Source organism: Acidovorax sp. 210-6 (genome assembly GCF_010020825.1).
GTDB lineage: Bacteria > Pseudomonadota > Gammaproteobacteria > Burkholderiales > Burkholderiaceae_C > Simplicispira > Simplicispira sedimenti.
On record NZ_JAACJE010000001.1, the window covers coordinates 1,697,629 to 1,709,651 of the forward strand.

At 64.4% G+C, this 12,023-nt stretch carries 11 protein-coding genes; 5 read left to right on the plus strand and 6 right to left on the minus strand.

Annotation, left to right across the window (positions count from 1 at the left end; all coding sequences use genetic code 11):
* Positions 1-131 precede the first annotated feature (131 nt).
* The gene (locus tag GWK50_RS07805; RefSeq protein WP_162015982.1) at positions 132-2,717 is read left to right on the plus strand and encodes an EAL domain-containing protein; all 2,586 of its coding nucleotides are present in this window, start codon (positions 132-134) and stop codon (positions 2,715-2,717) included.
* 10 nt (positions 2,718-2,727) lie between these two features.
* Here GWK50_RS07805 and GWK50_RS07810 read toward each other — a convergent pair whose 3' ends face one another.
* The gene (locus GWK50_RS07810; protein WP_162015983.1) at positions 2,728-3,906 is read right to left on the minus strand and encodes a GNAT family N-acetyltransferase; all 1,179 of its coding nucleotides are present in this window, start codon (positions 3,904-3,906) and stop codon (positions 2,728-2,730) included.
* An 80-nt stretch (positions 3,907-3,986) separates the two neighbouring features.
* Here GWK50_RS07810 and GWK50_RS07815 point away from each other — a divergent pair, with 80 nt between their 5' ends.
* Positions 3,987-5,645, plus strand: coding sequence for an NAD+ synthase (locus GWK50_RS07815; protein WP_162015984.1), 1,659 nt, complete (start codon positions 3,987-3,989; stop codon positions 5,643-5,645).
* A 57-nt stretch (positions 5,646-5,702) separates the two neighbouring features.
* A complete protein-coding gene (locus tag GWK50_RS07820) occupies positions 5,703-6,041 on the plus strand; it encodes a P-II family nitrogen regulator (protein ID WP_162015985.1) in 339 nt (112 codons plus the stop codon).
* Between the two features lie 6 nt (positions 6,042-6,047).
* Here the strand turns inward: GWK50_RS07820 and GWK50_RS07825 are convergent, their stop codons facing one another.
* From GWK50_RS07825 to GWK50_RS07845, 5 genes are read right to left on the minus strand one after another with little or no spacing between them, the layout of a single operon-like run.
* A complete protein-coding gene (locus GWK50_RS07825) occupies positions 6,048-6,641 on the minus strand; it encodes a TIGR00730 family Rossman fold protein (protein ID WP_162015986.1) in 594 nt (197 codons plus the stop codon).
* Positions 6,634-7,230 (minus strand): RDD family protein, encoded by a 597-nt coding sequence (locus tag GWK50_RS07830; RefSeq protein WP_277950291.1) that lies wholly within the window; start codon positions 7,228-7,230, stop codon positions 6,634-6,636. Before GWK50_RS07830 ends, GWK50_RS07825 begins: the two co-directional genes overlap by 8 nt.
* Positions 7,231-7,245: 15 nt before the next feature.
* Positions 7,246-8,097 (minus strand): DUF3106 domain-containing protein, encoded by an 852-nt coding sequence (locus GWK50_RS20020; RefSeq protein ID WP_277950292.1) that lies wholly within the window; start codon positions 8,095-8,097, stop codon positions 7,246-7,248.
* 56 nt (positions 8,098-8,153) lie between these two features.
* Entirely contained in the window at positions 8,154-8,603 is a 450-nt protein-coding gene (locus GWK50_RS07840; RefSeq protein WP_162015988.1) for a DUF3619 family protein, read from the minus strand.
* On the minus strand, positions 8,600-9,169 hold the full coding sequence (locus GWK50_RS07845) for an RNA polymerase sigma factor (protein WP_162015989.1): 570 nt from the start codon (positions 9,167-9,169) through the stop codon (positions 8,600-8,602). The genes GWK50_RS07840 and GWK50_RS07845 overlap by 4 nt, the downstream gene beginning before the upstream one ends.
* A 285-nt stretch (positions 9,170-9,454) precedes the next feature.
* Here GWK50_RS07845 and GWK50_RS07850 point away from each other — a divergent pair, with 285 nt between their 5' ends.
* Together GWK50_RS07850 and ilvN are read left to right on the plus strand one after the other, a co-directional pair.
* Positions 9,455-11,236 carry an acetolactate synthase 3 catalytic subunit gene (locus GWK50_RS07850; protein ID WP_162015990.1) on the plus strand — a complete coding sequence of 594 codons (1,782 nt, stop codon included), beginning with the start codon at positions 9,455-9,457 and terminating at the stop codon, positions 11,234-11,236.
* A gap of 185 nt (positions 11,237-11,421) precedes the next feature.
* Entirely contained in the window at positions 11,422-11,913 is a 492-nt protein-coding gene (ilvN, locus tag GWK50_RS07855) for an acetolactate synthase small subunit (RefSeq protein WP_162015991.1), read from the plus strand.
* The last annotated feature ends 110 nt before the right edge of the window (positions 11,914-12,023 follow it).

Genomic DNA, 12,023 nt, shown 5'->3' on the forward strand with positions numbered 1-12,023 from the left:
CGCACCTTGGCCATGGGTTTGGGGTCGTTGCATGCTGCTGACAGGCGGGCGCAGGGGCTCGCCAACACATGCACAAGTTCCCGGAAATGGTGACAATGCCCCATACCCGTTGCCACCATCCGTAACCACCCATGTCCGTTTCTGCCGTTCGTCAACGTCAGTGGCTGCTTGCGCTGCTGGTGTTTGCGTGCGGACTGGTCATGGTCTCGTTCTGGTTGCGCCATTCGGCGCAGCAGGAGGAAGCCAAAAGCCGCGCACTGGCGGCCGACCTGGCGGCAGACCACGCACAGTCGTTGCAACGGGGCATTGAACGGGCCTTGTCTGCTACCTATGCCATTGCTGCGCTGGTGCACCAGGGCCGGGGTTTCGTGAACGATTTCAACGGGGTGGCCACGCAGATGCTGCCGTTCTATCCCGGCATAGCCGCTATCTGGCTGTCGCCAGGGGGCGTCATCTGCTGTGTGGTGCCCCGTGCAGGCAACGAGAACAGCATCGGCTTCAACCAACTGGAAGACGTCGCCCAGAACAAGGAAGCCCGCCGCGCTCGTGATACAGGTAAGCTCACGCTGGCGGGGCCGGTGCAACTGGCACAGGGTGGCCTGGGGGTGGTGGGGCGCTTGCCCATTTATTTGGGCCAGGGGGACGACACCCAGGTGTTCTGGGGTTTCAGCTACGTCACGCTGCGCTTCCCGCAGGCCCTTGAATCGGCCCGGCTGGAGATGCTGCGCGATCGCGGCTATGCCTACGAGCTGTGGCGCACAAATCCTGAAACCGGCGAGCGTCAGCGCATCGAGGCCTGGAAGCCCGAAGCCTTGCGCGACCCTGTGGGGCGTGACCTGGAGCTGCCCAACGGTGCCTGGACCCTGAGCCTGGCGCCCACACGCGGATGGGTACAGCGCAGCGGCCTGATGCTGGAGGGTCTGGTGGGCACCGTGTTCAGTGCCTTGCTCGCTTACCTGGCTTGGCTGCTGTACGCCATGCGCTTGCGGGATCTGGAGCTGGAGGCGCTGGTCGCGCAGCGCACCAGCGAAATCCTGGCGGCGCAGCGCCACCTGCAGGCGACCATCAGTGCCATCCCCGATCTGATGTTCGAGGTGGACCTGGATGGCCGCTACTACAGCACCCATTCTCCGCGTGAAGAGCTGTTGGCTCGGCCGAGCAAGGAACTGTTGGGCCGCACCGTGCACGATGTGATGCCCCAGGCCCAGGCCGACCGGGTGTTGCAGGCCTTGCAAGAGGCCCATGTGAAGGGTTGGTCTATGGGAGCACAGATCTGCCTGCCTTTGGACATTGGCGAGCGCTGGTTTGAGCTTTCGGTGGCGCGCAAGGCCTCAGCCACGGGCGAGGGGCCGCGCTTTGTGGTCATCTCGCGCGATGTGACCGACAACAAGTTGGCCGAGGAAAAGGTGCTCCAGTTGGCCCATTTCGATGCCCTGACCGGGCTGCCCAACCGCAGCCTGCTGGCGGACCGGTGCCAGCAGGCGCTGGGCGCCGCGCAGCGCCATGGGCAATGTGTGGCGTTGCTGTTTCTGGACCTGGACCATTTCAAGAACATCAACGATGCGCTGGGTCACCGGGTGGGCGATGCGCTGCTGTGCGCCGTGGCCCAGCGTCTTTCCAGCCTGCTGCGCGAGCAGGACACCATCGCGCGCCTGGGTGGGGACGAGTTCATCCTGGTGCTGCCCGATACCGACGCCGTGGGTGCGGCCCACGTGGCCGAAAAGCTCTTGCGCGCGGCCGATCAACCGTTTGACATCGACGCCCATGAACTGGTCATCACTCCCAGCATGGGCATTGCCATGTATCCGCAGGACGGCAAGGACTTTGACACGCTGTCGCGCTGCGCCGATGCGGCGATGTACATCGCCAAGCAGGGCGGGCGCAACCATTACCGCTTTTTCACGGCGGAGATGCAGGCCGATTCGGACCGCAGTCTGCTGCTGGAAAACGCCCTGCGCCGTGCGTTGGAGCGCAACCAGCTCTACCTGCACTACCAGCCTCAGGTCTGCGTGGCCAGCGGCGCCATCGTGGGGGCCGAAGCCTTGCTGCGCTGGGAGCACCCGGAGCTGGGCCGCGTGTCGCCGGCCGAGTTCATCCCGGTGGCCGAGTCCAGCGGCATGATCCTGCCCATGGGCGACTGGGTGCTGCAAACCGCCACGCGCCAGTTGCGCGAATGGATGGACCAGGGGTATGCGCTGACCATGGCGGTCAACGTGTCGCTGGTCCAGTTCCGCCAGGCCGACTTTCCGCAGCGCATCGGCCAGATCCTGCAGGATGCCGGTCTGCCCCCGCATTGCTTGGAGCTGGAGCTGACCGAAGGCGTGGCCATGACCGACCCGGCCCTGGCCATCGACACCATGGACCGCCTGCACCAGCAGGGTGTGCTGCTGTCCATCGACGATTTCGGCACGGGTTACTCCTCGCTCAACCACCTCAAGAAATTCAAGGTGTACAAGCTCAAGATCGACCAGTCCTTTGTGCGCGACATTGCCGACGATCCGGACGACCGCGGCATCGTCAGTGCCATCATTTCCATGGCCCAGGGCATGGACATGCGCACCATCGCCGAAGGGGTGGAGACGGCGGAGCAGCTGGCCTTTTTGCAGGACCACGGTTGCATGGAGGTGCAGGGCTATCTGTTCGGGCGCCCCATGGCGGCACGGGACTTTGGCGCGCTGCTGCAAGCCGGGCCGCTGACCATGCCGGTGACGGCCTGAACGCCAGGCTTCAGTTTTTGAGCGGGCTGTGGCGCCACAGCTCCTGCAGGTACCGGTCCACGCCCAGGCGTTCCTGCGCCAGAAAGCGATCCACCGCATCGGCAAAGGCAGGGTGCGCCAGCCAGTGGGCGCTGTGCGTGCGCACCGGCAGCAGCGCGCGGGCCATCTTGTGTTCGCCTTGGGCGCCGCCTTCAAAGCGCTGCACGCCGTGGGCCATGCACCACTGCAGCGGCTGGTAGTAGCAGGCGTCAAAGTGCAGGCAGTCCACCCGCTGGGTGGCACCCCAGTAGCGCCCGTAGGCCACTGTTTCCATGCCATTTTGGCCTGCAGCGCTTGTAGGTTGTGCGCCAGTAGCTATCAAACTGGTAGCAATGGGTTCGCCGGCACGCTCGGCGGTGAACAGCACCCAGGGTTCGGGTTCATGGTGAGCCAGGCGCTGGAAGAAATCCGGGGTGAGGTAGGGTGGGTTGCCGTGTTCCAGGTAGGTGCGTTCGTAGCAGTGGTAGAAGAAGTCCCAGTCCTGCGGCGTGATGTCGGCGCCACGCGCCCAATGGAACCGCACCCCGGCTTCGGCCACGCGCCTGCGTTCCTGGCGGATCTTCTTGCGCTTGTCCTGGGTGAGTCGGGCCAGAAAGCCGTCGAAGTCGGCCTCGCCCGCGTGGCTCCAGTGGAACTGCACGTTGTCGCGCTGCATCAGCCCGGCCTGGGTGCAGGCCTCCAGGTCTTCGGCGGCGCACCACAGCACGTGCAGGGACGACAGGCCTTCGCTCTCGCTCCAGTCGCGCAGGGCCTGGGCCAGGGCGAGGCGCTGTGCCGGGTCGCAGGCCATCAGCCGGGTACCCGGCACGGGCGTGAAGGGCACTGCCACCACGGCCTTGGGGTAGTAGGGCAGGCCGTGCTCGGCATGGGCGCGGGCCCAGGCCCAGTCAAAAATGTATTCGCCCCAGGAATGTGCCTTGAGGTACACCGGGCAGGCGGCCACCAGCGCAGGGCCGCGCCATTGGGTGAGGTAGCGCGCGCTCCAGCCGGTGGCGGCTGTGGCGCTGCCGCTGGCCTCCTGGGCGGCCAGGTAGGCGTGGCGCATGAAGGGCGTGGGGTGCGGCTGCTGGTCCAGCAGCGTGTTCCAGGCTTGCTCGGCGATGTCCTGCACCGAGGGGTGCATGCGGGTGATAATGCCCGTTTCAGCCATGTCTGCCCCCATGCCCCGTGTCTGGCACGGGCGCGGCCTGGCGTTTGAAGGGTGCGGCCCCGTGGGCCGCCTGGCATTCCATGACGTTCTCCCTTTGCATTGCACAGCTCAATTTTGTGGTGGGTGACTTGCCCGGCAACGTGCGCCGTATCGTTGCCGCAGCGCACGAGGCCCACGCCGCAGGCGCGCGCCTGTTGCTCACGCCCGAGCTGGCGCTGTGCGGCTATGCCGCCGAAGACCTGTTCTTGCGCCCCGCCTTTCTTTCGGCCTGTGATGATGCCGTCAAAGCCGTGGCGCGGGAGACGGCGGGCCTGAAAGACCTGGTCATCGTGCTGGGGCATCCGCAGCGCTGCCACCCGCAGGCGCCCGCATTCAGCACCTGCCTGAACGCCGCCAGCGTGCTGCGCAACGGCCAGATCGAGCAGACCTACGCCAAGCGCGAGCTGCCCAACTACCAGGTGTTCGACGAGCGCCGCTACTTCGTCCCCGGCCACAGCCCCTGTGTGTTCGAGGTGCAGGGCCTGCGTGTGGGCCTGCTCATCTGCGAGGACGCCTGGCACGCGGGCCCGGCGCGTGACTGCGCGGCTGCCGGTGCGCAGATGCTGGCGGTCATCAACGCTTCGCCCTTCCACCGCGGCAAGGGGGCCGAGCGCGAGGCCACCATGCGCGCCAGGGTGCAGGAGACGGGGCTGCCCCTGGTCTATGCCCACCTGGTGGGCGGGCAGGATGAGGTGGTGTTCGAGGGGCGCTCTTTTGCGTTGGGTGCGGATGGCACCGTCTGCGCCCGGGCACCGGCTTTTGAGGAAAAATTGGTTTTTGCGCAGGTGGATACTGCGCAAGCAGCTATCCAAATAATAGCGAACATGGCCCCCGAGCAAAGCCCCGAGGCCGAGCTGTGGGACGCGCTGGTGCTGGGTGTGCGCGACTACGTGCGCAAAAACGGCTTTCCGGGCGTGCTGCTGGGGCTGTCGGGCGGCATTGATTCGGCGCTGGTGCTGGCCATTGCGGTGGATGCGCTGGGTGCGGACAAGGTGCGCACGGTGATGATGCCCTCGCCCTACACGGCCGACATCAGCTGGATCGACGCGCGCGAGATGGCGCAGCGCCTGGGCGTGCAGTACGACGAGATCGCCATCGCGCCGCAGTTCGAGACCTTCAAGGCCGCGCTGGCACCGCATTTCGCGGGCCGCGCCGAGGACACCACCGAGGAAAACCTGCAGGCCCGCATCCGTGGCACGCTGCTGATGGCGTTGTCCAACAAGTTCGGCGCCGTGGTGTTGACCACGGGCAACAAGAGTGAGCTGGCGACGGGCTATTGCACGCTCTACGGCGACATGGCGGGCGGCTTTGCGCCCATCAAGGACGTGGCCAAGACCCAGGTGTTTGCCCTGGCGCGCTGGCGCAATGCCCACGACCCCTATGGCACGGGTGTCAACCCCATTCCCGAGCGCATCATCACGCGCCCGCCCAGTGCCGAGCTGCGCCCCGACCAGAAGGACCAGGACAGCCTGCCCGACTACGATGTGCTGGACGCCATCGTGGAGCGCTACATGGAAAACGACGAGCCCATCGAGCACATCATTGCGGCTGGCTTTCAGCGTGCTGATGTGGAGAAGGTCACGCGCCTGATCAAGATCAACGAGTACAAGCGCCGCCAGGCCCCGGTGGGCATCCGTGTGACGCGACGCAGTTTTGGCAAGGACTGGCGTTATCCCATCACCAGCCAGTTCCGCGCCTGAGCTTTTTTGCCGGGCGCGCCACCCCTGTTTTTTCACTATCCCTGAGGAGTTCCCACCATGAAAATGATCACTGCGGTCATCAAGCCCTTCAAGCTCGAAGAAGTGCGCGAGGCCCTGGCCGATTGCGGCGTTACGGGCCTGACGGTCACCGAGGTCAAGGGTTTTGGCCGCCAGAAGGGCCATACCGAGCTGTACCGTGGCGCCGAGTACGTGGTGGACTTTCTGCCCAAGGTGAAGGTGGAAGTGGTCGTCAAGACCGAGGACCTGGACCGCTGCGTGGATGCCATTGTCAACGTGGCGCGCACCGGCAAGATCGGTGACGGCAAGATCTTCATCACCCCCGTCGAGCGCGTGGTACGCATCCGCACCGGCGATCTGGACGAATCGGCGATCTGACCGGTTTCAGATCACCGCGCGCAGCGCAGGCCCGGTGCCTGCGCCCGAGGTGGCCCGCACCAAACGCTCCAGCAGGGGAGTGGGCTGGGTATCGGCGTCCACCAGGTCCATCTGCCAGGGCCCCATGAAGCCATGGGCCACGCTGGACTGCAAAAAGGCCAGCAGTTGGTCGTAATAGCCGTCCACGTTGAGCAGGCCGATGGGCTTGTCGTGGTAGCCCAGCTGGCGCCAGGTCCAGACCTCGAACAACTCTTCGAAGGTGCCAATGCCCCCCGGCAGGGCCAGAAAGGCGCCGCTGCGCTCGGCCATCAGTGCCTTGCGTTCGTGCATGGTTTGCACAATGTGCAGCTCGTCGCAGGCGTGGTTGGCAAATTCACGGTCCACCAGCGACTGCGGTATCACACCCACCACGCGGCCACCGGCTCCCGCGGTGGCCTGGGCCACCAGGCCCATCAGGCCGCCACTACCGCCGCCATACACAAGTTGCCCACCCTGGTGGCCAATCCATGCACCCACAGCGCGGGCAGCATCGGCGTACGAATCCAGGTTGCCAGGGCGTGAGCCGCAGTACACGCACAGCGAAAAAGCCGGTTCAGACATGGGGGGGGGGCTGCTTGCCAAGGGCTTTGGGCTTGGAGTCTATGAGCCGGGTTCCGGCCAGTACGTCATGCCAGAACTGGCCCTGGGGATGGAGTCGGCTCGACAGGGACCAGACCACGATCCAGCCGATCACCAGCACCGCAATTTCACCCACCGGCAGCCCAAACGGTGCCACCGCCAGCAGGGGTGGCAGAAACCACAGCCAACTCAGCACGTAACGCAGCAGGGCGCGTGGCTGGCTCACCGGGGCGCCGAAGCGATCCACCATGCGGATGTGCCAGGTCTTCATGGCCAGTGTTTGCCCCTTGGACCAAAACCACACGAAGTAGATGCCAAAGACCACGAACAGGAAGGCCTGCAAGGCGTTTCGGTTGTCCAGCGCGTGGCGCGTTTGGCTCAAGGTGCCAAACAGGTAGCCAGCGATGAAGACCAAGCCAAACATCAGCATGCCTTCGTACAGCCAGCAGGCCATGCGGCGACCCAGGCCAGGCGTTGGCGAGAGTGCGCTGCCGTCGGGCGGCTGCGGCAAGGTCGGAGGGGTGGGGGAGGTGCCAGATTGCATGGGCAAGGCGATTGCAGGCAGCGCCATGCCGCCAGCGTCGGGTCAGTTGATGTAGATGTTGCTGGAGGGGCCTTCTGCCGGTGTGCCAGTCGGTGCGGGGGCGGAGGCGTCCGGCGCCATTGCAGGCGCCATGCTGTCGGCGGCGCTGGATGCCGTCGCGGCAGGTGCCTGGGCCGGGGCGGGCGCCACCGGTGGCTCGGCAGTGCGCTTCTCGCCTCCGCCAGGCGCTGCAATCCGCGGAGGGGAGTTCTTCGATGAAGGCACTTTCGGGGGATTGGCCACATTGTCCGGAGCCTGTTTGGCGGCTGGAACACGGGTGAACTTCTTGGGCGGTACGGGTTGGATGGACGTGGCTGCGCCCCGAGGTTTGGTGGCGGCACTGGCCGCAAGGCGTCGCTTTTCCTCTTCGCTCAAGGCCTGGTAGGCGTCCCACTGCGAGCGCTTGTCGTCCAGCCGCAGGCGTTGGGTGGCGGCAAAGTTGATCCGCGCCTGGTTGCGCTGCTGAATGCTCAGGCTGGCCCAGGCCGTCATGCGCTCGTGCAGGCGGGCCTGTTCGGACTCAGGCAGGGTGTGGAAGGTTTGCGCCAGTGCCAGCCAGCGGCGCTTTTGCACTTTGCTCAACAGTGCCCAGCGTTCGGCCAAGGGGTACAGCGCCAGCTTTTGGGGGGTGTCCAGCGTTTCCCAGCCTGGACCTTCCGAGGCCTGCGGGGTGGCAGAACTGCCTGTAGGCCCTGCGACCGCGCTGGGATGGCGGATGTTTTCCGGCGTGGTGTAGATGGTGCCGGGCAGTTCGCTCAGTTGTCCTGCGGCTTTCCATGCGCCCACCACCAAGGCACCCAGCAATGCCAACGCCAGCACGATGGCTGGCGTCGGGCTTTGAGAGGGAGTGGTCAATGGCGTGCGCTTGTGTCGGTGCATGCAAACAAAGGGAACCGGAAGGGCAGGGCTGCTCAGTGGGCCTGATGGCTGTCGGTGGTTTTCAGAAACTGGACAAACCCTGGGTCAGAGTATGCCGCTGGCGGCAGATCATCGGCAAGCAGGGCCGCATCGACCTCCGCCACCTCAAGGATACCCGTTTCGTCCAGATCCATCTGAATGACCACCAGTCCCGCCAGCAGCGCAAGAACGGGCACCGCAGACAGCAGGGATTGCCACCAGCCCATCCCCTGGGGGCCGGTTCCCAGCACGGCGCTGTGACCGGCCCTGTGCACCGACCCTGCGGCATGCATGATGGCAACGGGTTTCTTGCGCCGGGCCAGTGCCTGCATGCGCGAGGCGCGCAGGCGTTCGCTGATGTCGTAGGGCAGCTGCTGCGTGCCTTCCGACAGGCGCAAGGCCACGCTGCGAGCGAAATGCTCGGCATTGCGTTCGTTCGATGGCGGGTAGCTGTGGTCGTTCATAGCTTGATTCCTCTGGCCTTCAATGCCTTGCTCAGGGCCTGGATGGCACGGAAACAGTGGGTTTTGACGCTGCCTTCCGAGCAGCCCATGGCGGCTGCTGTTTCAGCCACGTCCATTTCTTCCCAGTAACGCATGAGAAAGGCCTCCCGTTGACGTGGGGGCAGCTCCTGGATTTCCAATTCGATGTCGCGCAGCACCTGGCCCCGTTCTGCCTGGTCCTGGGCGCTTTGGGCCTGCTCCCCACCTTCAGGGCCATTCCAGGCTTCCAGCAGGTCGAAGTCTCCCCCGTCGTCGGCATTGCCCTCGAAGTCTGCCATGGACGAGAACAATGCATTGTGCGTCTTCTGGCGCCGGAACCAGTCCAGCGTGCAGTTGGACAGGATACGCTGGAACAGCATGGGCAGTTCCGCAGGCGGCTTGTCGCCATAGTGCTCCGACAGGCGCATCATGCTGTCCTGCACGATGTCCAGGGCCGATTCCTCGTTGCGAACGTGGTACAGCGCGCGCTTGAAGGCGCGTTTTTCCACGCTCTTGAGGAAATCCGAGAGTTCTTTTTCGGTGGCCAAGGGGATGGATCGGGAAGGAAAGATGCGCGTCAGGTTGCGCCAGGCAGCTGCATGCCGCTGTAACAGCGTTGGATTATCGCATCGCAAGGCTTTTTTACGACAGAGCACCCATTTGCTTTGTTGCGGTGCGATAATGAACCCCTGCAACTAAAGGCAAACGGGTCACGGTCCGGCGCGGAGATCATCGCGCTCATGTCCTTGGCCTCAAGTTCCGAGCGGGCTTCACGAGAGCAGGCGCAAGGGGCACCCAAGGTTTTTCGTCAGAGAAATTCGCAAAGGTTCATCATGGAAATCACCAAGGCCGAAATCGCTTCGGCGGCTGCTGCACAGCAACACACGCATTCCCCGCAAGAGCTCATGGGCTCTGAAATCCTCGTCAAGGCCCTGCAGGCCGAAGGCGTGAAGTACATCTGGGGCTATCCCGGCGGCGCGGTGCTCTACATCTACGACGCGCTCTACAAGCAAGACACCATGCAGCACGTGCTGGTGCGCCATGAACAGGCCGCCGTGCATGCCGCCGACGGTTATGCGCGCGCTACGGGCGATGTGGGTGTGGCGCTGGTGACCTCGGGGCCGGGCGTGACCAATGCCGTGACCGGCATCGCCACGGCGTACATGGACAGCATTCCCATGGTGATCATCACCGGGCAGGTGCCGACGGCAGCCATCGGCCTCGATGCCTTTCAGGAGTGCGACACCGTGGGCATCACGCGCCCCATCGTCAAGCACAACTTCCTGGTCAAGGACGCCCGTGACCTGGCGGTCACGCTGAAAAAGGCCTTCCACATTGCCCGCACCGGCCGTCCTGGCCCGGTGGTGGTCGATATTCCCAAGGACGTGTCCTTCAAGAAGGTGCCTTTCGAGGGCTATCCGCAGTCCGTCGAAATGCGCTCCTACAACCCGGTGCGCAAGGGCCATGGTGGCCAGATCCGCAAGGCGCTGCAGTTGCTGATGTCGGCCAAGCGCCCTTACATCTACACGGGCGGCGGCGTGCTGCTGGGCAATGCCACGCAAGAGCTGCGCACCCTGGTCGACATGCTGGGCTACCCGGTCACGAACACGCTGATGGGGTTGGGCGCTTACCCGGCCAGCGACCGCAAGTTCCTGGGCATGCTGGGCATGCATGGTACCGTCGAGGCCAACAGCGCCATGCAGAACTGTGACGTGCTGCTGGCCGTGGGCGCGCGCTTCGATGACCGCGTGATCGGCAATCCCAAGCATTTCGCACAGAACGACCGCAAGATCATCCACATCGACATCGACCCGTCGAGCATTTCCAAGCGCGTGAAGGTCGATATCCCGATCGTCGGTGACGTCAAGGAGGTGTTGACCGAACTGATCGCGATGATCCGCGAGACCACGCAGCGCCCCGACGCTGGCGCCCTGGCCGCTTGGTGGGACACCATCGAAGGCTGGCGCGAGCGCCAGTGCCTCAAATACGACATGGGCAGCCCGGACGTCATCAAGCCGCAGTACGTGGTCGAGACGCTCTGGAACATGACCAAGGATGCCGACACCTACATCACGTCCGACGTCGGCCAGCACCAGATGTGGGCTGCCCAGTACTACCGCTTCGACGAACCCCGCCGCTGGATCAACTCCGGCGGCCTGGGCACCATGGGCGTGGGCATTCCCTACGCCATGGGCATCAAGCTGGCCAAGCCCAAGAGCGAGGTGTTCTGCATCACGGGTGAAGGTTCGGTGCAGATGAACATCCAGGAGCTCTCCACCTGCCTGCAGTACAACACGCCGATCAAGATCTGCGCGTTGAACAACCGCTACCTGGGCATGGTGCGCCAGTGGCAGGAGATCGAATACTCCGGCCGCTACAGCCACAGCTACATGGATGCGCTGCCCAACTTCGTGAAGCTGGCCGAGGCCTATGGCCATGTCGGCCTGCTGATCGAGCACGCCAAGGACGTGGAGCCCGCGCTGCGCGAGGCGCGCAAGCTCAAGGACCGGACCGTGTTCCTGGACTTCCGCACCGACCCCACCGAGAACGTGTTCCCGATGGTGCAGGCCGGCAAGGGTCTGACGGAAATGTTGCTGGGGTCGGAGGACCTTTAAGCAAAACTGGCCCCAGCGCTTGCTAAACAAGCGCTGGTAGCTATCAATACGATAGCTTTTATTGACGAATCTATTGCCTGCCAAGCCTGCGCATTACCGTGTGCGGGGGAGGGCAGCGAAAAACGACAGTTTTCTGCGACCCCTTGTGGATCGTGCTGCCGTCGCAAAAAGAGGAATCTGATCCCATGAAACACATCATTGCCGTTTTGCTGGAAAACGAGGCCGGTGCCCTTTCCCGCGTGGTGGGCCTGTTCTCGGCCCGTGGCTACAACATCGAGTCGCTCACCGTGGCGCCCACCGAGGATGCATCGCTCTCGCGCATGACCATCCAGACCACGGGCTCCGACGACGTGATCGAGCAGATCACCAAGCACCTGAATCGTCTCATCGAGGTGGTCAAGGTGGTCGACCTCACCGAGGGTGCCTACACCGAGCGCGAGCTCATGATGGTGAAGGTGCGCGCGGTGGGCAAGGAGCGCGAGGAGATGAAGCGCATGGCCGACATCTTCCGTGGCCGCATCATCGACGTGACCGAGAAGAGCTACACCATTGAGCTGACCGGCGACCAGTCCAAGAACGAAGCCTTCCTGCAGGCCATCGACCGCACGGCCATCCTGGAAACCGTGCGCACGGGTGCCAGCGGTATCGGCCGTGGCGAGCGCATCCTGCGCGTGTGACGGATGGGTCTTCGAACGGCTAGCGTCGTTGGGGAGCCTTGCCGTGCTTCAGCACTGTCTGCGGCTCCCCGCCTGGCCATCCGGCCCAATCCCAATCCCATGTAAGACAA